The 25561-nt window shown below is 43.8% G+C and carries 25 protein-coding genes; 5 read left to right on the top strand and 20 right to left on the bottom strand.

Going from position 1 to position 25561, the window contains the following annotated elements; translation table 11 throughout:
- Nucleotides 1–22 precede the first annotated feature (22 nt).
- The 12 genes from secG to GT589_RS09870 form a co-directional block, all read right to left on the bottom strand.
- Entirely contained in the window at nt 23–250 is a 228-nt protein-coding gene (gene secG / locus GT589_RS09925; RefSeq protein WP_293398526.1) for a preprotein translocase subunit SecG, read from the bottom strand.
- Nucleotides 251–426: 176 nt separating this feature from the next.
- The gene (gene eno / locus GT589_RS09920) at nt 427–1716 is read right to left on the bottom strand and encodes a phosphopyruvate hydratase (RefSeq protein ID WP_330582908.1); all 1290 of its coding nucleotides are present in this window, start codon (nt 1714–1716) and stop codon (nt 427–429) included.
- 20 nt (nt 1717–1736) lie between these two features.
- Nucleotides 1737–3269: a 2,3-bisphosphoglycerate-independent phosphoglycerate mutase gene (gpmI, locus tag GT589_RS09915; protein WP_293398524.1), complete on the bottom strand. Its 1533-nt coding sequence runs from the start codon at nt 3267–3269 to the stop codon at nt 1737–1739.
- Nucleotides 3270–3281: 12 nt separating this feature from the next.
- Nucleotides 3282–4028 (bottom strand): triose-phosphate isomerase, encoded by a 747-nt coding sequence (tpiA, locus tag GT589_RS09910; protein WP_293398523.1) that lies wholly within the window; start codon nt 4026–4028, stop codon nt 3282–3284.
- A 10-nt stretch (nt 4029–4038) separates the two neighbouring features.
- Entirely contained in the window at nt 4039–5229 is a 1191-nt protein-coding gene (locus GT589_RS09905) for a phosphoglycerate kinase (protein ID WP_330582905.1), read from the bottom strand.
- 160 nt (nt 5230–5389) lie between these two features.
- A complete protein-coding gene (gene rpoN, locus GT589_RS09900; protein WP_293398522.1) occupies nt 5390–6721 on the bottom strand; it encodes an RNA polymerase factor sigma-54 in 1332 nt (443 codons plus the stop codon).
- A 192-nt stretch (nt 6722–6913) separates the two neighbouring features.
- Nucleotides 6914–8116 carry a methionine gamma-lyase gene (gene megL, locus GT589_RS09895; RefSeq protein WP_293398521.1) on the bottom strand — a complete coding sequence of 401 codons (1203 nt, stop codon included), beginning with the start codon at nt 8114–8116 and terminating at the stop codon, nt 6914–6916.
- 306 nt (nt 8117–8422) lie between these two features.
- The gene (locus GT589_RS09890; RefSeq protein ID WP_330582904.1) at nt 8423–9670 is read right to left on the bottom strand and encodes a sigma 54-interacting transcriptional regulator; all 1248 of its coding nucleotides are present in this window, start codon (nt 9668–9670) and stop codon (nt 8423–8425) included.
- A gap of 13 nt (nt 9671–9683) precedes the next feature.
- Nucleotides 9684–10562: an Hsp33 family molecular chaperone HslO gene (gene hslO, locus GT589_RS09885; RefSeq protein WP_293398520.1), complete on the bottom strand. Its 879-nt coding sequence runs from the start codon at nt 10560–10562 to the stop codon at nt 9684–9686.
- Between the two features lie 17 nt (nt 10563–10579).
- A complete protein-coding gene (locus GT589_RS09880; protein ID WP_293398519.1) occupies nt 10580–11326 on the bottom strand; it encodes a class I SAM-dependent DNA methyltransferase in 747 nt (248 codons plus the stop codon).
- 16 nt (nt 11327–11342) lie between these two features.
- On the bottom strand, nt 11343–12254 hold the full coding sequence (locus GT589_RS09875; RefSeq protein WP_293398518.1) for a type II CAAX endopeptidase family protein: 912 nt from the start codon (nt 12252–12254) through the stop codon (nt 11343–11345).
- A complete protein-coding gene (locus GT589_RS09870) occupies nt 12251–13390 on the bottom strand; it encodes an amidohydrolase (protein WP_293398517.1) in 1140 nt (379 codons plus the stop codon). The genes GT589_RS09875 and GT589_RS09870 overlap by 4 nt, the downstream gene beginning before the upstream one ends.
- Before the next feature lie 182 nt (nt 13391–13572).
- Between GT589_RS09870 and GT589_RS09865 the strand changes: the two genes are divergently transcribed.
- Genes GT589_RS09865 through dapD form a run of 4 tightly spaced genes read left to right on the top strand, consistent with a single transcriptional unit; the run spans nt 13573 to nt 16984 of the window.
- Nucleotides 13573–14571, top strand: a complete 999-nt coding sequence (locus tag GT589_RS09865; protein ID WP_293398516.1) for an aspartate-semialdehyde dehydrogenase — start codon at nt 13573–13575, stop codon at nt 14569–14571.
- A gap of 28 nt (nt 14572–14599) precedes the next feature.
- Nucleotides 14600–15478, top strand: coding sequence for a 4-hydroxy-tetrahydrodipicolinate synthase (gene dapA, locus GT589_RS09860; RefSeq protein WP_293398515.1), 879 nt, complete (start codon nt 14600–14602; stop codon nt 15476–15478).
- A gap of 15 nt (nt 15479–15493) precedes the next feature.
- Nucleotides 15494–16252, top strand: coding sequence for a 4-hydroxy-tetrahydrodipicolinate reductase (gene dapB, locus GT589_RS09855; protein WP_293398514.1), 759 nt, complete (start codon nt 15494–15496; stop codon nt 16250–16252).
- A gap of 12 nt (nt 16253–16264) precedes the next feature.
- Nucleotides 16265–16984, top strand: coding sequence for a 2,3,4,5-tetrahydropyridine-2,6-dicarboxylate N-acetyltransferase (gene dapD, locus GT589_RS09850; protein WP_293398513.1), 720 nt, complete (start codon nt 16265–16267; stop codon nt 16982–16984).
- Nucleotides 16985–17039: 55 nt separating this feature from the next.
- Here dapD and hpt read toward each other — a convergent pair whose 3' ends face one another.
- The 5 genes from hpt to GT589_RS09825 all read right to left on the bottom strand — a co-directional run bounded on the left by hpt (nt 17040) and on the right by GT589_RS09825 (nt 21850).
- Nucleotides 17040–17579: a hypoxanthine phosphoribosyltransferase gene (gene hpt / locus GT589_RS09845; protein WP_293398512.1), complete on the bottom strand. Its 540-nt coding sequence runs from the start codon at nt 17577–17579 to the stop codon at nt 17040–17042.
- Nucleotides 17580–17711: 132 nt separating this feature from the next.
- The gene (locus tag GT589_RS09840) at nt 17712–19031 is read right to left on the bottom strand and encodes an L-cysteine desulfidase family protein (protein WP_293398511.1); all 1320 of its coding nucleotides are present in this window, start codon (nt 19029–19031) and stop codon (nt 17712–17714) included.
- Between the two features lie 268 nt (nt 19032–19299).
- On the bottom strand, nt 19300–21078 hold the full coding sequence (locus GT589_RS09835) for a sigma-54 interaction domain-containing protein (protein WP_293398510.1): 1779 nt from the start codon (nt 21076–21078) through the stop codon (nt 19300–19302).
- On the bottom strand, nt 21079–21222 hold the full coding sequence (locus tag GT589_RS09830; protein ID WP_293398509.1) for a hypothetical protein: 144 nt from the start codon (nt 21220–21222) through the stop codon (nt 21079–21081).
- A 49-nt stretch (nt 21223–21271) separates the two neighbouring features.
- Nucleotides 21272–21850, bottom strand: coding sequence for a class I SAM-dependent methyltransferase (locus GT589_RS09825; RefSeq protein ID WP_293398508.1), 579 nt, complete (start codon nt 21848–21850; stop codon nt 21272–21274).
- 187 nt (nt 21851–22037) lie between these two features.
- On the opposite strand from GT589_RS09825, the gene GT589_RS09820 reads away from it, so the two are divergent.
- A complete protein-coding gene (locus tag GT589_RS09820) occupies nt 22038–22565 on the top strand; it encodes a DUF4364 family protein (RefSeq protein WP_293398507.1) in 528 nt (175 codons plus the stop codon).
- A 71-nt stretch (nt 22566–22636) separates the two neighbouring features.
- Here the strand turns inward: GT589_RS09820 and pstA are convergent, their stop codons facing one another.
- Genes pstA through GT589_RS09805 form a run of 3 tightly spaced genes read right to left on the bottom strand, consistent with a single transcriptional unit; the run spans nt 22637 to nt 25466 of the window.
- The gene (pstA, locus tag GT589_RS09815) at nt 22637–23539 is read right to left on the bottom strand and encodes a phosphate ABC transporter permease PstA (protein WP_330582903.1); all 903 of its coding nucleotides are present in this window, start codon (nt 23537–23539) and stop codon (nt 22637–22639) included.
- 1 nt (nt 23540) lies between these two features.
- Nucleotides 23541–24455, bottom strand: coding sequence for a phosphate ABC transporter permease subunit PstC (gene pstC, locus GT589_RS09810; RefSeq protein WP_293398506.1), 915 nt, complete (start codon nt 24453–24455; stop codon nt 23541–23543).
- Nucleotides 24456–25466: a PstS family phosphate ABC transporter substrate-binding protein gene (locus GT589_RS09805; protein WP_330582902.1), complete on the bottom strand. Its 1011-nt coding sequence runs from the start codon at nt 25464–25466 to the stop codon at nt 24456–24458.
- Between the last annotated feature and the right edge of the window lie 95 nt (nt 25467–25561).

Here is a 25561-nt window from a genome sequence, read left to right as displayed (position 1 = left end):
CTAATAATAAACACTTTTATTGCTATTGTATAGCCACTAGAGCCAATGCTACAGCTATGAAAAGTATAGCGCAAACAGAAGTGATCTTTGAGAATGTAGCATCAAGACCTCTTGCCTTTGTTCCCATAACCTGCTCAGCTCCGCCTGCTATAGAACCCGAAAGACCAGCGCTTTTTCCTGATTGCAGCAACACGCTCGCTATAAGCACAAGACTCACAATAAGCATAATAACCATTAGAAACGTTTTCATGTACCCACCTCCCACCTAAAGTCAACATGCATATTTTAACACAAGGATTTTAATAAATCAATAAAAAACTCAGGCGGCTGAAATGTTCTAAAATCTTTACCGCAAGCGAAATCATGGCCCGCGCAAAACCCTGCGCGAGCCGTGATTGTTTATATTGAAAACAGCTAGGAATTATTTTACTTGTTTTTTACATTATAGAAAGCATCCATGCCAGGATACTGAGAAACATCGCCTATTAATTCTTCTATCCTCAGAAGCTGGTTGTATTTTGCAACTCTATCAGTTCTTGCAGGAGCGCCTGTCTTGATCTGGCCTGCATTTATTCCTACAACAAGGTCTGCTATTGTAGTGTCTTCAGTCTCTCCTGAGCGGTGTGATATAACTGCTGTATATCCTGCAGTCTTAGCCATTTCTATAGCATCAAGAGTTTCTGTTATAGTTCCTATCTGGTTTAGCTTTATGAGTATAGCATTAGCAACACCCATTTGTATTCCTTTTTCAAGTCTTTCAGTGTTTGTTACAAAAAGGTCGTCTCCCACTAGCTGAACCCTGTCGCCCAGTCTTTCAGTAAGAAGCTTCCATCCATCCCAGTCGTCTTCTGCAAGAGCGTCTTCTATAGATATTATAGGATACTTGTTAACAAGATTCTCGTAGAATTCTACCATTTCAGCCGAGCTCAGTATTCTGCCTTCACCCTCAAGATGGTACTTACCATCCTTATAAAGCTCTGTAGCGGCAGGATCCATAGCTATCTTTATATCATCACCAGCGCTATAACCTGCAGCAGCTACTGCTTCTAAAATCACCTGAATTGCCTCTTCATTCGACTTAAGGTCAGGTGCAAAGCCACCCTCGTCGCCTATTGCAGTGTTGTATCCCTTAGCCTTAAGAGTGTTTTTAAGGGCGTGGTACACTTCTGTGCACATTCTGAGAGCTTCGCCGAACGATTCAGCTCCCACTGGCATTATCATGAATTCCTGAAGGTCAACGTTGTTATCGGCGTGAGCGCCTCCGTTTATTATATTCATCATAGGAACAGGGAGCTTCTTGGCATTTACTCCTCCAAGATACTGGAACAGAGGAAGCCCAAGTCCCTCAGCAGCTGCCTTTGCAACGGCCATTGAAACTCCAAGAATAGCATTAGCGCCAAGCTTAGACTTGTTAGGAGTGCTGTCTAGCTCTATCAGCATAGTGTCTATTCCCACCTGATCAAGGGAATTCATTCCTACAAGCTCATCAGCTATTATGTCATTCACATTTTCTACAGCCTTAAGCACGCCTTTTCCAAGATATCTTGACTTGTCTCCGTCTCTAAGCTCGACAGCCTCGAAAGCACCTGTAGATGCACCTGACGGCACTGCTGCTCTTCCAACTGCTCCGCACTCGAGCACTACCTCAACCTCGACTGTGGGGTTTCCTCTTGAATCAAGAATCTCTCTGGCGTAAACCTCTTCAATAAACATAATATTCCTCCTATTTATTTGGTTTAATTTTTCTCAATAAGACTTATGCCTGTCATTTCATCAGGCTTTTCCATGCCAAGCAAATCAAGCACTGTAGGGGCTATGTCGCAGAGCCTTCCTCCGCTTCTCAGGCTTTTCTTCTGATCGCATGCCATTATGAGCGGCACCCTGTTGGTGGTGTGCGCTGTAAAAGGCTGTCCTGTCTGCTCGTCTACCATGTATTCCGAGTTTCCGTGGTCAGCAGTTATTATAGCGGTGCCGCCCTTTGAAATCACTTTTTCAACCACAATTCCAAGACACTTGTCCACTGCTTCCAGAGCCTTTATTACTGCCCCCATGTTGCCCGTATGGCCGACCATGTCCGGATTGGCAAAATTCAGCACTGCAAAGTCATAATCCTTAGAATCCATCATTTTCTCGAACTCACCGGCAACCTCGAACGCAGACATCTCAGGCTGCATGTCATAGGTTGCAACCTTAGGTGAAGGGACTAGCTTTCTATCCTCTCCTTTATAAGGTTCCTCCTTGCCTCCGTTAAAAAAGAATGTGACATGCGCATATTTTTCAGTCTCGGCCATCCTCAGCTGGCTTTTGCCGTTGCTGCTCAGATATTCGCCTAATGTATTGCTAAGGCTTTGAGGTTCATATGCGACCTTCACGCCTTTTATTGTGGCGTCATATTGCGTCATGCATACGAAAAAGACTTCCGGTTTTATTCTTTCAAATCCTGTAAAATCTTCATCTACAAATGTCCTTGTAAGCTCCCTGGCCCTGTCAGGTCTGAAGTTGAAAAATATGATTGAATCGCCGTCTTCTATCTTTGCGACAGGCTTCCCATCTTCTTGCACTGCCGTAGGTAATATAAATTCATCATGCTTGCTCTGTGCATATGAATTCTCAACTGCCTCCCTGGCGCTTTTTGCCGTCTCGCCAGCACCGCTCGCGAGCACTTCGTAGGCCTTCTGGACTCTTTCCCATCTGTTGTCCCTGTCCATGGCGTAGTATCTGCCTGATACAGTGGCAATCTTACCTGTTCCAATCCTCTTCATGTACTCTTCGAGCTCGTCAATATAGCCTAAGGCACTCTGAGGTGGGGTATCCCTTCCATCCAGAAATGCATGCACATAAGCCTCCTGCATACCCTTGTCCCTGCAGAGCTTTAAAAGCCCTTTGAGATGGTCTATGTGGCTGTGGACTCCGCCATCTGAAAGCAATCCCATCAGATGCACCTTGCCGCCTTTTTTCTTCGCGCTTTCAATCGCCTCAATTAAGGCCTTGTTTTCGAAAAAAGCTCCTTCTTTAATTTCCTTGGTTATCCTCGTAAGCTCCTGGTATACTATTCTGCCTGCGCCTATGTTGAGGTGGCCAACCTCCGAGTTGCCCATCTGGCCTTCGGGAAGCCCAACCTCCATGCCGCTAGCTCCTATGTCTGTATGGGGATACTTCTCCATATATCTTTTGTAATTAGGCATCTTAGCCTTCATTACTGCATTACCGCAATCTCCATTGCCTATGCCGAATCCATCGAGTATGAAAAGGGCTACAGTCTTATTCAAATGCACCACTCCCTAAAAATTTACAAGCTCCAAGAAGCTTGATGGTTCAAGGCTTGCTCCCCCTACAAGAGCTCCATCTATGTCCGCTTCATTCATTATCTGCTCAACGTTGCCTGGATTAACGCTGCCGCCGTACTGTATTCTTACCTTCTCTGAAACTTCGCTTGAATATAATCCTTCTATTATGCTTCTTATGTATTCAATTACCTCGTTGGCATCAGAACTTGTTGCTGAGCGGCCTGTGCCTATCGCCCATATGGGCTCATAGGCCACAACAACTTCACCGGCGCTTTCCGGAGCTACTCCAGCAAAGGCTTTTTCCACCTGAAGCTTCACTTTTTCCTTTGTGCTTCCAGCTTCTCTTTCCTCGAGCGTCTCTCCCACGCACAGTATCGGCATTATACCATGCTCGATGGCCTTGAGCAGCTTTTTGTTGACACTCTCGTCCGTCTCCGCAAAGTACTGCCTTCTCTCGGAGTGTCCGATTATTACATATTCAGCTCCAATCTCCTTTAAGTGCAGCACGGATATCTCTCCTGTATAGGCCCCTTTCTCCTCGAAATGCATGTTCTGAGCACCTATCTTAATATCTGTACCTTCCGCCGCCAACTTCATATCTTTAAGAAGAGTAAATGGAGCACAAAGCACCACCTCTACATCTGTGCCTTTTATACCCTCTTTTATATCGTTTATGAATGTCTCTGCTTCGGCTATTGTCATGTGCATTTTCCAGTTTCCTGCTATTATTGGGTTTCTCATTCTTTTCCTCCTATTTTTCGTCAAGCGCAGCTATGCCAGGAAGCTCCTTGCCTTCAAGGAACTCAAGCGAAGCTCCGCCCCCCGTAGAAATATGAGTCATCTTGTCTCCAAAGCCCATTATGTTGACGGCGGCAGCGCTGTCCCCTCCGCCTATTACAGTGACTGCATCGGCATCAGCCATGGCTTTTGCAACTCTTAGAGTGCCGTGCGCGAACTCCTTGAATTCAAATACTCCCATTGGTCCATTCCACACTATTGTCTTGGCTTCTTTTATGGCAGCCTCAAACAGCTCTTCTGTCTTAGGTCCTATATCAAGCGCCATCTTGCCCTCCGGCACATCTCCTTCGAACATCTGAGCCTTTTCGTCTTCTGCGAACTTGTCGGCCACTCTGTAGTCAACCGGCACAAGCAACTTGACACCTTTTGCCTCAGCTTTTTTTATCATTTCCTTTACATACTCAACCTTGTCTTCTTCAAGCAGGGAATTTCCGATTCCGTGTCCCTGAGCCTTTAGGAAGGTGTACGCCATTCCACCGCCAATTATAAGAGAGTCAACCTTTTCAAGCAGGTTGTCAATTACATTAAGCTTGTCAGAAACCTTAGCTCCTCCAAGTATCGCAAGAAAAGGCCTTTGCGGCTTTTCAACAGCTTCGCCCAGGAACTTGAGCTCCTTTTGTATTAGATAGCCGCAAACATTCTCTTTCATGAATTTTGTAACACCTGCAGTTGAGCAATGCGCTCTGTGTACAGCTCCGAAAGCGTCGTTTACAAAAATTTCTGCAAGCGATGCCAGTTCCTTTGAAAACTCATCTTCGTTCTTAGTCTCTTCTTTTCTGTATCTTGTGTTTTCAAGAAGAACAATATCGCCTTCACCCATGGCCTTTACAGCTTTTTTGGCATTTTCGCCCACTACGCTGTCATCGGCAGCAAAAACGACTTCCTTGCCAAGAAGTTCAGATAGCCTGACTGCAACAGGTCTAAGAGAAAGTTCCTTTTTAGGCTCACCCTTTGGCTTTCCAAGATGCGAGCATAGGATTACCTTGGCTCCGTTTTCTATAAGATATTTAATAGTAGGAAGCGCACCGACTATCCTGCTCTCATCTGTTATCTTGCCGTCCGAAAGCGGTACGTTAAAGTCACATCTTACAAGAACCTTCTTGCCTTTGACATCTACATCTTCAATAGTCTTCTTGTTTAGCATTATATCTCTCCTCTCATTTTTTCCAAAAACGCCAAATGTGCATCTTTTATGTTTGAAATATGACATATCATATAAGCAATTAATATATATATTATTCTATATCAGCTATACAACTTTTTCAATTTGTTTGTATTTTGTACATAATACCCTTGATATTGGTTTACGGCTGCTTCCTTTGAGACGAGGAGAGTATACCCATTTCATCCCTGTATTTGGCCACAGTCCGCCTTGATATCTCTATTCCCCTGTTTTCAAGCAACCCGCATAAGGACTGATCGCTGAGCGGCTTTTTCTTGTCCTCATTGTCTATAAGCTCCCGGAGTATATTTTTGATGCTGTTGGCCGCAATATCCTCGCAGGAAGGAGCCCCGCTGAAAAAGAACCTTATCTCGAACATGCCATGAGGAGTGAGCATGTACTTGCCGTTGACCGCCCTGCTTACAGTGGATTCATGAAATCCCAGTTCCTGGGCAATGTCCTTCATTATCATAGGTTTCAGATGATTTATGCCCTTTTCAAAAAAATCGCGCTGTCTCTTGAGTATCTCCGTTGATATGCCGAGTATAGTGGCTTTTCTGCTTTCAATGTTCCTTATAAGATTTGCAGCCGAGCCAAGCTTTTGCTTTATATATTCCTTGGCAGCGTCGTCTCCGGCACTTTTAAGCAGACTCTTGTAGTAATCGCTTATCATCAGCTTGGGGGTGGAGTATTCGTTGAGGCGCACCTCAAAATCCCCGTCAGCCTTTTCAACTATCACATCGGGGGTTATATAGCTCGCCCTCTCAACCGAGAAAATTCTGCCAGGCATAGGCTCTAGAGTCCTTATCACGTCTATAAAGTATGTTATCGTCTCCATTTCCAGGCTGTATTTTTTGCATATCTCCCTGTATTTTTTCATAGAAAGCAGCTCAAGGTCGCTGTTTATTATATTTTCAAGCCTATCATCTTTTATACCGTTTTCATGGAGCTGCAAAACAAGACATTCAGAAAGATTCCTAGCTCCAATTCCAGCAGGTTCAAGGCTTTGAACCACGGAAAGCATGCCTAGAACATCCTCCTCGTCAACGCCAAGCCTTGAAGCTATATCCTCGGTGCTATCCGACAGGTAACCTCTTTCATCGAGCGAATTTATTATCTCCAGTGCGACATCCATATCTGCTTCACTTTTAAGCAGACAGCCCACCTGGCCTTTTAGATATTCGTACATACCTGCCTCGTACCCTACAAACTTCTCCATGCCCAAGCCTTCCTCGTCATCCGAATAGGCCGAATATCTGTCGTCACTTGACCCGCTAGATACATGAGCTATGAATTTCTCCCAGTCAATTTCGTCTCTTTTTTCCTCAACCTCGAGCACCGGATTTTCCATGCTTTCTTTGAGTATCTCGACTTCAAGCTCTTGAAGTGTCATATTCAAAATTTGGAGCGACTGCTTAAGCTGCTGGCTTATAACAAGCTTTTGGGACTGTTCTATATTTAATTTAAAATTCATATACATATCAATCAGCCTCTTCCAATAATTCACATAATCAATAGGGCCATATTCTGCAAAGCGTTTTCCCCTATAGCTAATTATATCAGAAAAGGCACCGACTTAACCCGCTCAACCCGTGAAATTAAAATAAAAATCCCCGCCTTCACGTTGCTGTGAGGCGGGGACAACAAAATCTTTTTTGCTATATTTTTATACCAGCTTGTCCAGTGATTTTTTAAGGTCTGCTATTATATCTTCAACGTTCTCAAGACCTACAGAAAGTCTTACAAGTCCGTCAGTTATTCCGGCCTTAAGTCTCTCCTCTGGCTCATATGGCGAGTGAGTCATTGAAGCCGGATGCTGTATCAGCGTCTCTGCATCGCCAAGGCTTACTGCAAGGGTGCAAAGCTCTACGCTGTTCATTAGCGCTATTCCTTCTTCAACTCCGCCCTTTAGCTCGAATGCTATCATTGCGCCAGGAAGCTTCATTTGCTTTTCAGCAAGCGCCTTTTGAGGGAAGCTGTCAAGACCTGGATAATAAACCTTGTCTACCGCAGGATGTGATTCGAGGAATTTTGCAACCTCCATGGCATTGCTGCAGTGTCTGTCCATTCTTATCTCAAGAGTCTTCATTCCCCTTAGCACAAGGTATGCGTCAAATGGGCTTAGAACTGCGCCTGTCATATCCTTAACTCCAAAGAATCTCACAAGGTCGATGAACTCCTTCTTTCCTGATGCGAAGCCTGCTATAACGTCTCCGTGTCCGTTAAGGTACTTTGTTGCCGAGTGAAGCACTACGTCAGCTCCAAGCTCTATTGGTCTTTGAAGGTACGGTGTACAGAAGGTGTTGTCAACCATAACCATGCAGCCTTCAACCTCATGAGCTATTTTTGAAATAGCCTCTATGTCTACTATCTTAAGTGTAGGGTTTGCTGGAGTTTCTAGATATACTACCTTTGTGTTCTCCTTCATAGCATTCCTTACATTTTCAGGATCCGAAGCATCCACAAATTCAACCTCGACTCCGAATCTTGTCATTCCGTGACTTAGGAGAGCATGTGTACATCCGTAAAGAGTCTCGTCGGCAACCATATGGTCCCCTGCCTTTAGAGCTGTCCAAAGCGCCGCAGATATTGCTCCCATTCCCGAAGCGGTAGACATAGTAGCCTCAGCGCCCTCTAGTATTGATATCTTATCTTCAAGAGGAGTGTTTGTAGGATTGCCAAGTCTTGTATATATATAGCCGCACTCTTCCAGGGCAAATCTTCTTCCCCCCTGCTCAGCGGAGTCGAATACGAATGTTGATGTTTGGTATATTGGCGTTGTAAGCGCTCCATGAACCGTATCCTTTTGATGCCCTGCATGTATCGCCTTTGTTCCAAAACCCATTTTAGCCATATCTTCTCTGTTCATGATTCCCTCCTGATATATTAAATATTTGGTTGTATAGTGTAATGATACTCAAAACGCAAAATATTAATCACAAAAAACAATCTCGAGTATAAATAATAGCAATATGCGTGCCAACATCCACTCGATTTATTGTTTTTTTTTGAAAATCAAAAATCCTTTTCATTTATTCTGTGGCAACGTTTTCATGTATTGAAAAAATACTTTTGTGCCTGCCTCCAATTAATTTTTGCACAAATAAAAAAAAACGGCAATAAAAATTGCCATTTTGCAAGCGCAATGGCAATTTTTATTTACAGGTGTAAATATTTATTGCCATTGTATATTGTATTTTTTCACCTTGTTCATTATGGTTGTGTGCGAAACACCCAGTCGCTTTGCAGCCTTCCTCAGGCTGCCGCTTTTCTTCAAAGCCTCTGCTATCGCCTGCTTTTCGCATATACACACTATTTCATCAAGTGTGAGGTCCTCTTTTAGCAGTATTGAGCGCTCTGCTCGTGATATGTCTTTGTTGAAATCGATTATGAGGTGGTCCGTCTTTAGCAGCTTACCCTCGCAAAGATTCATTGCTCTCTCTACCACATTTTCAAGCTCTCTTACATTGCCAGGCCAGTCGTATTCCATAAGCCCATTGAGAAAACCAACTTCGTAACCCTCAACCTGTTTTTTCATGCTGCCGTTGAGCTTTTCTATGAAGAATCTCACCAGAAGGCTTATGTCTTCTTTCCTCTCCCTGAGCGGCGGTATGAATATCGGTATGACATTGAGCCTGTAGTAAAGATCCTCCCTGAAGCTATTGTTCTTTATCATTTCCTCGAGATTCTTGTTGGTGGCGGCTATTATCCTTACATCGACGCCTTCCTCCCTCGTACCGCCAACACGCCTGATTTTGCCCTCCTGCAGAACTCTTAGGAGCTTGGCCTGAAGGCTCATGGAGAGCTCGCCTATTTCGTCAAGAAATATGGTTCCCCCGTTTGCCTTTGTAAAAAGACCGTCCTTTCCAGTCTGAAGTGCTCCTGTAAAACTTCCTTTTTCATATCCAAAAAGCTCGCTTTCAAGCAGGCTGTCAGGAAGCGCGGCGCAGTTGATGGCAAGAAACTCTCTGTCCCTTCTCTCGCTTAGCCTGTGTATGCCCCTTGCGAATATTTCCTTGCCAGTGCCGCTTTCTCCCCTAAGGAGTATCGTGGAGTTCCCTTTGGCCACAGTGGCCGCAATCTTCTTGACCCTTTCTATGGCTATGCTGCTCCCCACTACCTCCCAGAAGCCGTACTTGTCTCCCACTGAAACCGAGTCAATTATTTTAAGCAGCTTCTTTTCCTTCTCCTCGTATGAGAGCAGCTCAATATCTTCTATGTTTATTACTCCTTCTATGGAAAGAAGCTCTTGCTTGAGGCCTTCCTTTTCACTGCTCTTCATCTTCTGTAGCTTAATACATATCCTTTTGGGAAAAACCTCAAGCGAATGCAGGTTTATCTTTTTTTCATACAGCTTGCTCAAAATTGTAAGTGTCATGCCAATCTTGTCATGCGTTATAATCTCAAATCTAACGTGCTCCAAATTAACTCACCTTCTAGATCGTGTCTATGATTTTCTGAAGCTCTTCCCCGCTGAAATTATACTTCTTGTTGCAAAAATGGCATACAAGCTCGGCTCCTCCGTCCTCAAGAAGTATCTTCTCGAGTTCCTCCCTGCCTATTGTGACAAGGGCTTTTTCAAATTTTTCCCTGCTGCAGTCGCACTGATAGTCAACCTCGTATTTTTCAAGCACCTCAGGCTCGAAGCCGTCAAGCACTATGTTCATTACATCCTCGGGAGTCTTGCCTTCTTCTATGAGCGCAGTTATCGGCTTCATGCCCGAAATATTCTCTTCAAGCCTTGATATGCTCTCCTCTGATGCATCCGGCAGCGGCTGAACTATGAAGCCTCCGGCAGCCTTTACTGAATGGTCCCTGTCTATTAAAACTCCCAAGGCAACAGCCGACGGAGTCTGCTCCGAGAACGTAAAGTAATGGGCCAGATCCTCGCCTATCTCTCCGCTTACCAGGCTGTATTGCCCGACATATGGCTCCTTTAGCCCCATGTCTATTATGACGTTTATCTTGCCTTCCCTTCCTATTGCAGCTCCTACGTTCAGCTTTCCGTCTTCCCTTAGCGGAACTTCAACATCAGGATTCGCTATATAGCCTTTGACTATTCCCTGGTAATTCGAGACTACAACTATGCCTCCTGCTGGACCGTCGCCCTTAATCTGCAGAGTAAGCTTGTCGTTTTCACCCTTGATCATGAGCCCCATTATGCTGCCAGCCGTTATGGCTCTGCCTAGTGCCGCAGTTGCAACAGGAGTCGTGTTGTGGAGCGTTCTGGCCTTTTCTGCTAGTCCAGTTGTTACGGCAAAAAATCCTCTTATACTCTTGTCTGCTGATGTCACTCTTAAAATGTAATTATTCATATCTATATTTTCTCCCTTCATTTCACACATACAAAAAATACCCGTTCAGACCTTTCGGAGGCGTCCTCCATGCCAAAATCTCCAAGCGCCTTAATACTCCTGAAGCCGCTGGCACTGAGCATTGCTTTAATCGTTTCATTTCTATACGCCTTCTGAATGTGATATTCTTCGAATCTCTTGTAAAGTCCATTTGTCTTCGCAAAAAAAGTTATTTCCATTTCGACCGTTTCAGCGTCAGGCTCATAATAGTTTTCCCATATATAGGCTATGTCGTCCTCGGCAAGCGTAAATGTATTATCACCAAGAACATTTGAAAGCTTGTAAAATGAGCTCAAGTCAAATACAAGCACTCCCCCCTCTGGAAGAGTGTCATATATTCCGCAAAACAGCCTCAGCAAATCGTCTTCATCTGTTATGTAGTTGAAGCCGTCGCATGCGCACACCACGCAGTCAGGGCTTAGCGACTGAAAATCCAAATTTCGCATGTCGCTGCACAGAAGAATCGATTTTAGATTTTCGTCCCCCAGCTTTTTTTGGGCTTCGCACAGCATCTCTTCAGATATGTCGACTCCCGTCACTTCGTATCCAAGCCTTACAAGCTCCTTTGTTACGCTCCCCGTGCCGCAGCCCAGCTCGAGTATGTTCTTGACATCAATGCCGCCGCTTTGCTTTATCAAACTATCTATATGCTCAGCCCAAGCCGTGTAATCCACATCTTCCATTAGCCTGTCGTAGTAGTGAGCGAATTCTCCGTAAAACTGCATATTATGACCTCCGGAATCAGTTGAATGTTACGTTCAAGTAGATATATATTACAATGCAAACAGCCATAGGGGCGTATATCAGCAATTTTAATCGGCCCTGCCGCGCTGCATGGCCTTCACTTATTTCGGCATTCTCAACACCGAATCTTTCCCTGAGCTTTTTGAATTTTCCCTTTAGCCCCTTTGCGCACGCGAGAGATATTAATCCAAGCACGGCCAGCTGCATTCCCATGGCAAGCATCGTGTCAACGCCTTCCGGCATGGTCTGGGCAGCACCCTCGCCTTGAAGCATGAAATAGCCCAGTGCCGATGCTATTGAGTTGTTGAGCGCATGGCAAAATATAGCCGGCCATATTGAGCCCGTAATAATTGTCATGTAGCCGAATACGATTCCCAGCACCAGCGGCCCCATGAAGTTATATATGTTGTAGTGGAAAAGAGCGAACATAAAAGCAGTAAACAGCACTGCAAACCTCTCGCTTCCCGTGCTGTTCATCCTCAGAAAAAATCCCCTGAAGAGAACTTCCTCGCAGAAACCCGGCAGAATTCCAATTAGCACTATATAAAGCAGAAATTCGTTCAAGCTGGATGCTATAGGCATTTCGGGCAGCTCCACGTTCCCAAACAGACTAAGTATAAATATCACGAGCGAATTTCCAAAAACCGCCAAGGGGTATGTTAGAAGCGTTATGGCAAACGCTGAAACGAACACCTTGGGACTTACAGGCCTCAGCCTTAAAAATTCAAGAATACTGCCTGTCTTATATATGTTCGAAAAAATCACCGCCGGAAGCAGCACTATAACAAGCTCAGTCAGCACTATGCCGCTGTTGAGATCAATGTTTTGGAAATATGATCCCGCCGACAGGAATATGACAGACAGGAACAAAAACACAGCGTTAGCCGACGTCAGCCTCTCTAGCTTCAAGCGATCACCCCTTTATGCCTTAAAAGCCTTATATAGAATTCAAGTCCGAAAATCAGGGCTTTCTCATCAAAGTTAAAGTCAATATTGTGAAGACTTCTGGTAAAGCCCAAATCCTCATTCCTGCTCCCCAGCATGAAGAATAATCCCGGAATTTTCCTTTGATAGTATGAAAAGTCCTCCGCAATCATGAGCGGCTCTAGCAGGCTTATGTTCTCTTCGCCCACGGCCTCCCTGAATTCCTCGAACAGTCTCTCGTCATTATTTACCGGCGGATAATCATCCTTTATACTGACATCTATTTTGCAGCCGTATACGGTTTCAAAGCCTCTGGCAACTTCGTATATTCTTTCCTTTATCTTTTCATATACGTTGTCCTTGAAGGCTCTTATTGTGCCCTCAAGCCTAACATTGCCGCTTATTATGTTTCGTCTGCTTCCTCCCTCTATCCTTCCTATTGTAAGCACGCCCTCGTCAAGCGGTCTTATATTTCTAGAAATTATGGTCTGAAGCGCACTTATGAATCCTGCGGCGGCAACTATTGAGTCGTTCGCATCCTGAGGCATAGCCCCATGTCCGCTCTTACCTGTGATTTCAATATTGACCTCACCCGCACCCGAGAGGAAATACAGCGGCCTGACTCCTGCAAGCCCTTCGCTCACATCGGGATACATATGAAGGCCATATATCTCTTTTATCCCATACTTTTCAATGAGGCCTGCATTTATAAGAGGCAGAGCCCCTCCCGGAGACTCTTCGGCAGGCTGAAATATGAATACTACGTTGTCCTTAAGAAACTCTCTCCTTTTCCAAAGGTACTCCACAAGGCCAAGCAGCACACTCATGTGCCCGTCATGACCACAAAGATGTCGCACAGAACCGTCACCTGCATTGAGTCCGTCCATATCGGCCCTGAAGGCAACCGTCCTTTCGCCTTTGCTTCCTTTTATAATACCTGTTACCGATGTCTCAAGCAGGGCATCGTGCTGTATTCCAAGGCTGTCAAGGCGGTTTCTTATATATTCTGCCGTTTTATACTCCCTTAGGCCCAGCTCTGCAATCTCATGAAGGCTCCTTCGGTGTCCATACACGGTTTCCTGAAATTCCAACACCTCTTGGCTTATATTCTCAAAATTCATACTGTTTTCAGCAAAAACACACAAACTGTTCTTGCTTACTCCTTTCTCTATTAATTTTAATATGCAAAAGCATTCCTGATTTAGCCGTAAAAATTTATTTGCATGCTTTAGCATGTTGAATATATTCATATTTAGTGTTACTATTGTATAAACTTTATGCTAAAAAACAGGGGGTAATCAAAGTGAAAAAGTACAATGTAGCAATTGTCGGCGCAACCGGAAAAGTCGGGGAAACTTTCCTGAAGGTACTCGAGGAGAAAAATTTTCCTGTAGATAAATTATACCCTATGGCCTCAAAAAAATCTGCAGGAATTAATATCAAATTCCAAGGCAAAGACTGGACTGTAGAAGAGCTCAATGAGAACTCATTCGACAAGGACATAGACATAGCTCTATTTTCAGCGGGCGGAAGCATAAGCCTCAAATATGCTCCTATCGCAAAAGCAAAGGGTGTAATAGTAATAGATAACAGCAGCGCATGGAGAATGGAAAAAGATGTGCCTCTTGTAGTCCCAGAGGTCAATCCTGAAGACGTAAAAAAGCACAATGGCATAATAGCTAACCCTAACTGTTCTACAATACAGGCTGTAGTGGCTCTCAAGCCTCTGCACGACAAGTTCAAAATAAAAAGAATAGTATATTCTACTTATCAGGCTGTTTCTGGATCGGGAGTTAAGGGAATAAGAGACTTAGAAGAAGGCTTAAAAGGAAACAAGAACGAATTCTACCCACACCAGATAGCTTTCAACTGCATCCCTCACATAGACGTTTTCCTTGAAAATGGCTATACAAAAGAAGAGATGAAAATGGTGGAAGAAACCAAGAAGATAATGCACGACGATTCACTGAAAATAACAGCTACTGCAGTTAGAGTCCCTGTTATAAGCGGACACAGCGAGTCTATAAATGTGGAGTTTGAAAAGCCTTTCGAAATTTCAGAAGTTTTCAACATAATGGGTTCTGCTGAGGGGATTGTACTGGTAGACGACGTAGCAAACAACAAGTACCCTCTAGCAAGTGACGCAGCAGACACTGATCCGGTATATGTGGGCAGACTCAGAAGAGACGAGAGCTTGGAAAGCGGCCTTAACATGTGGGTTGTTGCCGACAACATTAGAAAAGGTGCGGCTACAAACACTGTACAGATTGCTGAGCTTCTTGTTAAGTACGACCTAATTTAACTTTCAAAAAGAGAAGGAGTGATTCGCAATGATATTCAAAGGATGTGGAGTCGCTATAGTAACACCTTTCAAGGACGGGAAAGTTGATTTTAAGAAGCTTGAAGAACTCGTCGAGTGGCATATAAATGAAGGCACTGATGCGATAATAGTTGCAGGAACAACTGGCGAAGCATCAACAATGACTGACGAGGAACAGCTTGCAGCTATAAAATGCGTGGTTGACAAGGTTGCAAAGAGAGTTCCTGTAATAGCAGGGGCCGGCTCTAACGACACTCCCCATGCCATCAAGCTGTGCCAGGAATCCGAAAAACTCGGAGCTGACGGTCTCCTTCTAGTTACGCCTTATTACAACAAGGCTACACAGGCAGGACTTATTAAGCACTACACTATGATAGCCAACAGCGTTAAAATTCCTATAATACTTTACAACGTTCCAGGCAGAACAGGCGTGAACATCCAACCTAAGACTGCTGTTGAGCTTGCCAAGGTAGAAAACATAGTAGCTATCAAAGAAGCCAGCGGAGACATATCTCAAATAGCCCTGCTAGCAAGCATGGTACCAGAAGGCTTCGACATATATTCAGGAAATGACGATCAGGTGCTTCCTATACTCTCACTAGGCGGAATCGGCGTCATATCTGTAGTGGCAAACATATGCCCTAAGGATACTCATGACATGGTAGTCAAATACCTCGAAGGAGACTTTAAGGCTGCCATGAAGCTTCAGCTTGGAATGAAGGCTCTAATAGACGCCCTTTTCATAGAGGTAAATCCAATACCTGTAAAGACTGCAATGAACCTCATGGGCAGGGATGTCGGCGAACTGAGAATGCCTCTTTGCGAGATGAGCCCATCAAATATAGAGGTCCTTAAGAAAGAACTAGTAAGCTACGGACTTCTAAAATAATCAAGGAGGACATTCATGCTCAATGTAATAATAAACGGAGCTTTAGGCAAAATGGGAAAAGTCCTGATTGACGCTGTAAATTCGGATGAAGAGCTGAATCTTGCAGCCGCCGTTGACAAAGGTGCCCAAGCAATGAGCGAAAAACCTGCTGGCATATATGGCTCTATATTCGACGTCAATGTAAAGGCTGACGTGGTTATCGACTTTTCCAGACCAGAGGCTGCCAAGGATCTCATCAAATACTGCAAGGACAACAAGTGTGCTCTTGTGCTTGCTACAACAGGTTTTAGCGATGAAGAACTGGATTTCATACATGAATCAGCCAAGGAGATTCCAATATTCAACTCATATAATATGTCGCTAGGAGTAAACCTCATGCTAAGCCTTGTAGCAAAAGCTGCGCAGGCCCTTGAAGGCTTCGACATAGAAATCATCGAAAAGCATCACAACGAGAAGGTGGATGCGCCAAGCGGCACAGCCATAATGATAGCAAACGAAATAAACAATGCTCTAGACAACACTATGCAGATGAATTACGGCAGATATGGCAGAGACTGCAAGAGAGCCAAAAACGAAATAGGAATACACGCCGTTAGAGGCGGCACAATAGTAGGCGACCATACAGCCGTATTTGCAGGCAAGGACGAGATAATTGAAATAAGACACACTGCAAACTCAAAGCAGATATTTGCCCAAGGAGCGCTTCGTGCTGCCAAGTTCATTTCCGGCAAAGGCAGTGGGTTCTACAACATGAAAGATCTATTCAGTTTCTAACGGAGGTAATTTATGAAAAAAATGACAGATGCTTATGAAATAGCTAGATATATAAAAGAAGTCAAGAAAAAAACGCCTGTGACACTATATGTCAACGGCGACTTCGACGCTTATTCTTACAAGGAAAAATGCAGCGACCTGAAGGTTTTCGGAAGCTGCAACTCATATATATTGATAGGCGAATATGAGGACATTAAGAACATACTTGCAGACAACAAGGATGCAATAACAGACTACCACATGGAAAACGACAGAAGAAATTCAGCCATACCAATGTTCAATAAACTCAGCACTACTGCCAGAATCGAGCCGGGTGCCGTTATAAGGGACATGGTTTCAATAGCTGACAATGCTGTTGTTATGATGGGCGCTGTTATAAACATAGGCGCTGAAGTCGGCGAAGGCACAATGATAGACATGAATGCTGTGCTTGGCGCAAGGGCCATGATAGGCAAGAACGTTCACGTTGGCGCTGGAGCTGTTGTAGCTGGTGTGCTTGAGCCTCCATCGGCAACTCCTGTAATAGTGGAAGACGGCGTTATGATAGGAGCCAACGCTGTTATACTTGAGGGAGTTAAGGTTGGCAAGGATGCCGTAGTTGCAGCCGGAGCCGTAGTTACAACTGACGTTCCTGAAGGAAGCGTAGTGGCAGGCTCTCCTGCGAAGGTAATCAAGATGAAGGATGAAAAGACTTCAGAAAAAACAAAGCTCATGGACGACCTTAGAGGTTAAGTTCACATTATCAAATCAGGGGTGCCGGGATATATCCGGCACCCCTTTATTAATTTTATCTGTCCTCGTCTGTAACAGCAAACACATATGGTATGTTCCTGTAGTAATCGCTGTAGTCAAGGCCATAGCCTACCACAAACTTATCCTCTATTGTAAAGCCAATATAGTCCGCCTGATAATCCACGGCTCTCCTGCTTGGCTTGTCAAGCAGCACGCACGACTTAACACTTGCAGCCTTCTTGGCCTTAAGATGCTCCACAACATAATTCATTGTTATTCCAGAATCAGTTATGTCGTCAACTATAAGCACGTCATACCCTTCTATATCCTCTTTCACGTCGTGCAGCACACTGACGCTCCCCTTGGATTCAAATTTATCCTCATAGCTCGATGTGGTCATGAAACCAATTTTCACTGGCACGCTTATGCTCCTGACTATGTCAGATGCAAAGATAAAGCTCCCTTTTAGAAGGGATACAACGAATAGCTTCTTGTGCTCATAATCCTGTGAAATCTGTCTTCCCAGCTCCTCAACCCTTGAAGCTATGTCTTCCTTCGAGCAAAGCGTTTCCCACTTTTTATTTGCTATATCCATTATTTACCTCCGGTGTGGATTTTATATTCTAATGCCATATAAAAACTCTGCTGAATTGATGATCGGCGACCATATTTCAACAGAGTTTTCATGAAATTAATTTTAATTTAAAATATCTGTATTGTCAATAAATTAGGCCATAATTATACTGGCAGCCTTATTTTTGTTCATCCTGTCCATAACGTCAACTATTACAGCATCAGTTACGCTCATTCCCCTATCGCTTACCTCGCCTAGATTTCTTATGCTCTGCTCTACGGTTTCTCCCACTATGCCGTTGAACTTTGGAACTATGGAGCCATACTTTACATTTATGGCACTTTGCATTGCCGCCGCCGCTGCACTTGAGAGCTTGTATGCGCAGCCTGCCTTTGCACCGTCGCATATCATTCCGCTCAAATTGGCTATCACATTGCTTATGGCACCTTCTACAGCTTCATACCCCAGTTCCATAAGCCAAGCTATTGCTGCCGCTGAACCGACTGATGCCGCGACTCCACAGCCGCATACAGGCGAAAGTCTTCCGGTATAGTTCTTTACATAGCCTATCACAAGATGGCTTATTGCAAGAGCCTTTGCAAGTCTCTCGTCGCTTTGAGGATACTCTTCATTGTAGGCAACTATAGGAAGTATAGCTGTGAGGCCGTGGTTTCCGCTCCCGTTCGAACTCATCACCGGCAGCTTGATTCCCGACATTCTTGCATCAGAAGCCGCGGCCGTAAGCATCATGGCCATATTTACAAGGTCTGCTGATATGAATCCGTCTTCAATGGCCATTTTCAGGCTGTAGCCAACGCCTGCTCCTAGCTTGTGAGAGAGTCCCTCATTTGCCATTCTCGTATTCATATTTACCCCTTCAAGCAGAAAATCTATGTCACTGAGCTCAAGCCTTTCCACCAGCTGTATTAGCTCCCTTATAGTGAAGCTTGCCACCGGACTATCACTCCTGCTTGAAGCTGAGCCCTGTAGGTTGCTCATGCAGGTATTCAAGAGCACCTGCCCGTCCTTTTTCAACAGCACAAAATTGTCGTGCTTTGTGCTTATGATGGCCTCTGCCACGCTCTTCTCACCCTTTAGCACAGCTCTTGCATATATCCTGTCCCCTTCTTTAAGCGGATACACTCTTATGAAGCCCTCGTCCACCAGCCTTTGGGCCTTCTCAAGCTGGCTTTCCTGGACACTTTCAAGAACGGCGAGCCCAAGCTTTGAATCTCCTCCCAAAAGACCCATGGCAGCAGCTATTTCAAGTCCGACTCCTCCGTTGCTCCCCGGAATTCCTACTCCCATTCCGTTCTTATATATATTGGAGCTTACTTCTATGCTGCATTCTATGCACTCTTCTCCAAGAATTTCTCTCGCTTTCGCAACCGCCAGCGCCACCGCAACCGGCTCCGTGCATCCCAGTGCCGGCTTAACCTCTGATTTTAGAAGCTCTATAATAGTATTTTTCATGACTTATCCTCCATTTTCCAATCCACAAATTTCAACTGTCAATTATGAAAATATATTAAGCATTTTCCGTGCCAACTTTTAATTCTCATCGGGAATATCACGGATTTTTTCATGAAATGCCATTCAATCATATGGAATATGCGGGATGATATACATCCATGAATTTTCTGGTGCACTCAGCTCAGCATTACGCGTTAAAGATGCAATGGTCTTTTTCACATTTTATATCTCAAAAACAAAAAAAATAATCTCATTTTGAGATTTTGTCTCATTTTGAGATTATTTCATGTTCCTTGATTTTTCGATACAGAGTCGCCCTGGATATGCCCAAGGCTTGTGCCGCCTTTTCCTTATCCTGCTTGTAATCCCTGTAAGTATGCAACGCCTTTTGTATTTCAGCCTTTTCGAGCTCTCTCAGAGGCACTATTGCTTCATGCTCCACATGGCTCTGCTTTGACGGCCTTGGCATGCGGAGCTTTTCGGGAAGGTCCTCCGGCGCTATCAAGCCTGTCTTTGTCATGTTGATGCAATACTCAATGACGTTCTGAAGCTCGCGAACATTGCCCGGCCACTCATATGCTTTAATTATTTTCATTACTGAATCTGAAAAGCCTTCCACGCTTTTTCCCAGATTCTGAGCACACTCGCTTGCAAGGTTTCTTACCAGCTCAGGTATGTCCTCCATGCGTTCCCTCAGAGGAGGCACTCTGATTGGAATTACATTAAGCCTATAAAAAAGATCCTCTCTGAATTCTCGCTTTTCAACCATTTCCTCAAGATTTCTATTAGTCGCCGAGAGTATCCTTACATCCACCGGCGTGCTGCTGCTGGCTCCTATCTTGTCTATCTTCTTCTCCTGGAGCACCCTGAGAAGCTTTGCCTGCAGATGCAGACTCATGTCGCCTATCTCGTCCAGAAACAGCGTGCCCCTGTCAGCCAATTCGAATTTGCCGAGCTTTCCGCCTTTTTTTGCACCAGTGAATGCTCCCTCTTCGTATCCGAACAGCTCGCTCTCCAATAGCGCCTCTGGTATTGCGGCGCAGTTTATTGCTATGAACGGATGGCTTTTTCTTTTACTCGAGCCGTGTATTGCTCTTGCGAAAAGCTCCTTGCCTGTTCCACTCTCGCCCGTTATAAGCACTGCCGATGATGAGCGGGCTGCGACCTTAGCTTGCTCTATGGCCTCACTTATAGGCCCACTGCTGCCTATTATGCTTTCAAAATCTATGCCAGACTCAGAGTAGGCTATTTCGTTATAATCGCTTATGGCTGATTTCGCATCCACAAAATCTAGTACAAAGCCTTCTGCCTTGCCGTCTATTATGACGGCATTTATATTGTATATTCCTCTGAATGATTTTTTGCCCCTGCTGTATAAAAAGCCTGCGCTAATTTTGCCGGCAGCTGCACCCTTTAATTCATCCGACTTAATAAAACTTAGGAGATCAAAAATGCTTCTTCCCTCTATCTTGTCAGACTGACTGAATAGATCCACAAACTTCTGATTCCAGATGTTTATATCCCCGGCAAAGCTCACTGACACGACAGCCTTGTCCATGTTGTTTATAAGCGTTTGCATTCTGCTTGTCTCAATCCTTAGCATGCTCGCCTTTTCCTCGGCTCTCAGCTTGCTTGAAATGAGCTCTGACATTCTTCCCAGGAAATTGAGGAGCTGGGCCTTATTTTCAAGAAGGTTCTCCCTTTGCTGCTCATCGAATGCTATGAGGCCTATTACGCCGCAAATCTCCCCTTCAAGCATGATTGGGCAGCATACCTCGCCCCATTCGACGCATTCGTATTTCATACTGCAAAGCCTGCATACCTCGTCCAGCCTCGGATTTTCAATTATGAAACTCCTGCCCGTATCCTTAGAGCTTCCAAAGGCCGACATACTGCTTACCCTCTCGCCTATCTTGTCCACATACGCCCCTGTTCCTGCTATCCTGACAAGTTGCTCATCAACTATCGTCACGTCAACCTTTAATGCACATGATATGGCTTCAGCAATGTTTTGTATGTCTGCTTCGATATTTTTAAGTCCTACCATTTACATCTTGTCCTTTACCTTCATTGTCAGTATGATATTTTTTATTTCCTTGAGCTGCACGAGGATATTGTTTAGAGTAAGTTGGAGAGTTCCAAGTATTATGAAAAGAATTATGATTGCTACAAATTCAAAATGTACAGTCATCAAATCACCCCTGTTATAAATTTAAAAAAAAGACTAGCAGCACTAGTCTTTAATTAAGTTTTTTGCCAACATATATAAATTTTTTGTTTTCAACGTCATTTATTTCCCCGGAATAGCCCAGTCCTTTGAAAAGCCTTAATATTTCACAAGGTGCATAGTATTTGCACTGGAATCCCAGAAGCTTCATAAATATGATGGATATTTTCCTTATTATTCCTTTTGGATTGACTTCCTCAATTATTATATCCCCGTGTAATTTTAATACCCTGTCAACTTCTTTTAACACTTTTTTTTCGTCATCAAAGCTGTTAAAATGATTCAGGAAAACAACCTTGTCGAAACACGAATCCTTAAAAGGCATATATTCAGGCAGTCCGTCAACTATACTGCAATTTGAATTTTTGATTACTGCTGAATTATTGAAATTTTCAGCATGCTCAAATATTGTGACATCTGCTCCTGCTTTTTTCAAATACTTACCATAATAAGACACATCTCCCATAAGTAGTATTTTTTCTCCAAAAGACGGCCTCAAAAAATCCATGAAGTTGCCTATATTTTCTTTACCCTTGCAAGGGCATATGCTATGCTGCGAGCACTCAGATGCCTGTTTAACCAAAATAATCACCTTCTATGTATACTATAATGCCACATGTATCTATATTATAAGTCATGTCTGCCAAATATTCAATATCACAAGTAAATTTTTACATTAATACTTTGATTTTCCACAAGCTTTATATCCCATTGGCCTTTTTTTTTATCTCAAAATGGTTTAATATAATATGAGTAGAGATTTTTCGGAGGTTGATTGAATGTTTGAGAATTCATCTAAAGAGTCGGCAATTCAGAAACTGCTAATTTTATATATTTTTAAAAGCATTGATTTTGGACTTACTAATTCGCAGATCACACAGATAATAATGGAAACCGAGCTTATGAACTATTTTCTGTTCAAGCAGTACATTGCAGAGCTCACTGAAAACGAACTAGTGACAGAAGACAGCGATTCCAACAACCAGCGCTATAACATCACTTCCAAGGGTATGCAGACGCTCAACTACTTCATATCAAGGATACCTTACGCCACGCGCGAAAAAATTGATTTTTACCTCCTGCAAAGCAAGGATCGCCTTGTTAAGGATACACAAATAAAATCAAATTTCAAAAAGGTAAGTGAGCATGAATACACAGTCGAGCTCAGCGTAATAGAAAACAGCACACCGCTTATCGAGCTTAGCATAAGCCTTCCGTCAAACAAGCAGGCCCGGTTGATGTGCGATAACTGGAAGAAGAACGCAAGCAGTCTCTACGGAGACATACTCCAGCTGCTCATAAAATAGAACAGCCAGCTTCATAAACAGCATAAAGTCAGAGAGTTTGCTCTCTGACTTTTTTATTTGCATTAATCGCTTTATTTTTCGTATTTATTCCTTAGGAATATAGCCAAGGCGTTTGCCGAAAGGAGTAGCACTATCAGCACTATTATGCCTGCCGAGGCAACATTTTGGAACTCAGCCTGAGGCCTTGAAGTCCAGTTAAATATTTGTATTGGAAGCACTGTAAATGAGTCCATGATACTTCTTGGGATAAATGCTATATATCCTGCCGCTCCTATTATGATAAGCGGTGCCGCTTCTCCCATCGCACGCGACATTGCAAGTATCGTGCCTGTTAGTATTCCCGGCATTGCATACGGAAGCACGACTCCTGTTATCGTAAGCCATTTAGATACTCCAAGAGCATATGAACCGTGTCTTAGCTCGTTAGGCACAGCCTTTAGAGCTTCCTGAGATGATACTATTATTACAGGCAAGATCAGAAGCGCAAGAGTCAAGGCTCCCGAAAGTATGCTTCTCTCAAATGCCATAAGCCTTACAAAAACCGCAAGTCCCAGAATACCGTAGACTATCGACGGCACCCCTGCCAGGTTTGCTATGTTTATCTGCAGCAAATTGTTGAACCATTTCTTCTTGTCAGAATATTCCTCCAGATATATCGCTGTTCCGACTCCAAGAGGGAATGAGAACAGGAATGTAAGCCCTATGACCCAAACGCTTCCTATAAGGGCCGAATATATGCCGGCTCTTTTCGGAAATCTTGAAGGCAGATTCGTTATGAAATCCAGACTTAGCCAGCCAATACCTGTCTTGAATATGTTTGCCAGCAGCAATATGAGCATTATTATTCCAAAAGCTATGGCCATGAAAAAGAAGCCTTCGAAAATCTTGCTCATCAGCTTCCTGCCTTTTAGGTTGGAGCTACTATTCGCACCTTTGTATATGTTGTTTTCCATATCTGCGTGAGTTCCCTTCATACTAATATTCCTCCCTGTACTTGCTTACAATATGTCTTGCGAGAATATTCATAAGCAGCGTCATCAGGAAAAGCAAGAGTCCGACTGCGAAAACAGTCTTGTATTCTACAGAGCCATGTTGAATGTCTCCCATGCTTATATTAACCATGTAGCCTGTCATAGTCTGTATACTGTTAAGCGGATTGAAGGTGAGTATACTGCTTGAGCCTGCAGCTATTGCAACAATCATTGTCTCGCCAATCGCACGCGATACCGCAAGTACAAAGGATGATATGACATTAGAGATTGCAGCCGGCAGGACAACATTGAGCGCAACTTCAAGCTTTGTAGCTCCAAGCGCATAAGCCCCTTCCCTTAACGCCTTGGGCACAGCCCTCATAGCATCCTCGCTCAGCGATGCGACCATCGGCATTGTCATTATTCCAACAGCTATAGCGGCGCTTAATGCGTTGAACACTTCTATCTGCGGAAAAATCCCCTTCAAAAACGGCGTTATGAAGTTGAGTGCAAAGAAGCCGTACACTATTGAAGGAATTCCGGCCAAAACCTCAAGTATTGGCTTTACAACTTTTCTGACCTTTGCAGGTGCAAATTCACTGAGGTATATGGCGCTTCCGAGTCCCACCGGTATTGATACTATGCTCGAAAGCACAGCAATCATCATGGTTCCAACCACTATAGGTATTACGCCAAAGTGTCTGGGCTCAAGTGTAGGAGTCCATTTTGTAGTGAATAGGAACTCGAATATTGAAACTTCCCTTAAGAATCCCAACGTTTCCCAAAGCAGCGTTGCGACTATTCCTATTGTAACTAGTATGGAAACCGCTGAAAATGCCTGCAGTATAAGTTTCACCAGCTTTTCCTGAAAGTGCATTCTCATTATATGTTTGTCTGGCCCTCTTTTGGCTTTATTCATCTATTTATCCTCCAAAATAAGTTCAAGTTCCTTTGCATATTCATCATCAGGAAGAGCAACATATCCAACTTCCTCCGCCAGAATACCCGCATTTTCCAAATAGAACTTAAGATATGCCTTCACTTCAGGCCTAACCATGGATTCTTTATTCACATATATGAAAAGTGGTCTTGACAACGGCGCATACTGTCCTGATTTAATGCTTTCCAATGTGGGCTCTACAGGGCCGCTTCCATTGTCTACCTTTACAGCTTTTATTTTATCCACATTTGCTTCATAGTATGCAAATCCAAAGAAGCCTATGGCATTCTTGTCTCCGCCTATTCCCTGCGCAAGCACGTTGTCATCTTCACTTGGTGTTATGTCAGCCCTTATGGCGCCACTTTCACCGTTTATGGCCTCAGTGAAGTAATCAAATGTACCAGAGTCGGTTCCAGGTGAATAAAACTTTATCTCTTCGTCCGGCCATTCGGGTCTTACATCGCTCCATGTCTTGACTTTGCTGTCTGGAGACCAAATTTTGTTTAGCTCCTCAACAGTCAGTGAATCCACCCAGTTGTTTTCCGGGTTTACTACAACAGAAAGGCCGTCATATGCTACTCTTAATTCGACATATTCTATTCCGTTTTGCTCTGCAAGCTGTTTTTCTTTGTCCTTTATAGGTCTTGACGCATCATTTATGTCTATTTCATCGGCTGTAAACTTCTTGAAGCCTCCGCCTGTTCCTGATACTCCGACCGGTATTCTTACATATCGGTTTTTGGCCAGGAATTCTTCAGTAATGGCCTCTGTTATCGGAAAGACTGTTGATGAACCGTCAATCTTTACTTCTCCGGTAAGCTCGTTCCCTTTAGAGCCTCCTGTGCATCCTGCAAATAGTGAAATCGAGACTATCATAAACATTGATATTATCCCTGCTGTCTTTATTATCTTCATAATTTCATCCCTTCCTATGTCAACTAGAGGCTTTAACTTGCGCCTTGTCGTCCATTTAACATTTCTATCACACATTTTAAATTATAGCATCAACCGTTGAAACATCACGGTTAACTGTCTGTTAATAGTGTTAAGTCCATGTTAACAGGATTGTCTGGGTATGAAAATAC

Origin of the sequence: Peptoclostridium sp., from assembly GCF_009881055.1 — a bacterium.
Taxonomy (GTDB): Bacteria; Bacillota; Clostridia; order Peptostreptococcales; family Peptostreptococcaceae; genus Peptoclostridium_A.
The sequence above is the reverse complement of the archived record's forward strand: the minus strand, read 5'-3'. Positions and strand labels throughout refer to the sequence as shown.

Excerpts from the sequence above, each read along its gene's own strand:
- secG (WP_293398526.1), bottom strand. The coding sequence starts at position 250 with ATGAAAACGTTTCTAATGGTTATTATGCTTATTGTGAGTCTTGTGCTT.
- tpiA (WP_293398523.1), bottom strand. The coding sequence starts at position 4,028 with ATGAGAAACCCAATAATAGCAGGAAACTGGAAAATGCACATGACAATA.
- GT589_RS09905 (WP_330582905.1), bottom strand. The coding sequence starts at position 5,229 with ATGCTAAACAAGAAGACTATTGAAGATGTAGATGTCAAAGGCAAGAAG.
- rpoN (WP_293398522.1), bottom strand. The coding sequence starts at position 6,721 with ATGAATTTTAAATTAAATATAGAACAGTCCCAAAAGCTTGTTATAAGC.
- megL (WP_293398521.1), bottom strand. The coding sequence starts at position 8,116 with ATGAACAGAGAAGATATGGCTAAAATGGGTTTTGGAACAAAGGCGATA.
- hslO (WP_293398520.1), bottom strand. The coding sequence starts at position 10,562 with ATGAATAATTACATTTTAAGAGTGACATCAGCAGACAAGAGTATAAGA.
- GT589_RS09880 (WP_293398519.1), bottom strand. The coding sequence starts at position 11,326 with ATGCAGTTTTACGGAGAATTCGCTCACTACTACGACAGGCTAATGGAA.
- GT589_RS09870 (WP_293398517.1), bottom strand. The coding sequence starts at position 13,390 with ATGAATTTTGAGAATATAAGCCAAGAGGTGTTGGAATTTCAGGAAACC.
- dapA (WP_293398515.1), top strand. The coding sequence starts at position 14,600 with ATGATATTCAAAGGATGTGGAGTCGCTATAGTAACACCTTTCAAGGAC.
- dapB (WP_293398514.1), top strand. The coding sequence starts at position 15,494 with ATGCTCAATGTAATAATAAACGGAGCTTTAGGCAAAATGGGAAAAGTC.
- dapD (WP_293398513.1), top strand. The coding sequence starts at position 16,265 with ATGAAAAAAATGACAGATGCTTATGAAATAGCTAGATATATAAAAGAA.
- hpt (WP_293398512.1), bottom strand. The coding sequence starts at position 17,579 with ATGGATATAGCAAATAAAAAGTGGGAAACGCTTTGCTCGAAGGAAGAC.
- GT589_RS09840 (WP_293398511.1), bottom strand. The coding sequence starts at position 19,031 with ATGAAAAATACTATTATAGAGCTTCTAAAATCAGAGGTTAAGCCGGCA.
- GT589_RS09835 (WP_293398510.1), bottom strand. The coding sequence starts at position 21,078 with ATGGTAGGACTTAAAAATATCGAAGCAGACATACAAAACATTGCTGAA.
- GT589_RS09830 (WP_293398509.1), bottom strand. The coding sequence starts at position 21,222 with ATGACTGTACATTTTGAATTTGTAGCAATCATAATTCTTTTCATAATA.
- GT589_RS09820 (WP_293398507.1), top strand. The coding sequence starts at position 22,038 with ATGTTTGAGAATTCATCTAAAGAGTCGGCAATTCAGAAACTGCTAATT.
- pstA (WP_330582903.1), bottom strand. The coding sequence starts at position 23,539 with ATGAAGGGAACTCACGCAGATATGGAAAACAACATATACAAAGGTGCG.
- pstC (WP_293398506.1), bottom strand. The coding sequence starts at position 24,455 with ATGAATAAAGCCAAAAGAGGGCCAGACAAACATATAATGAGAATGCAC.
- GT589_RS09805 (WP_330582902.1), bottom strand. The coding sequence starts at position 25,466 with ATGTGTGATAGAAATGTTAAATGGACGACAAGGCGCAAGTTAAAGCCT.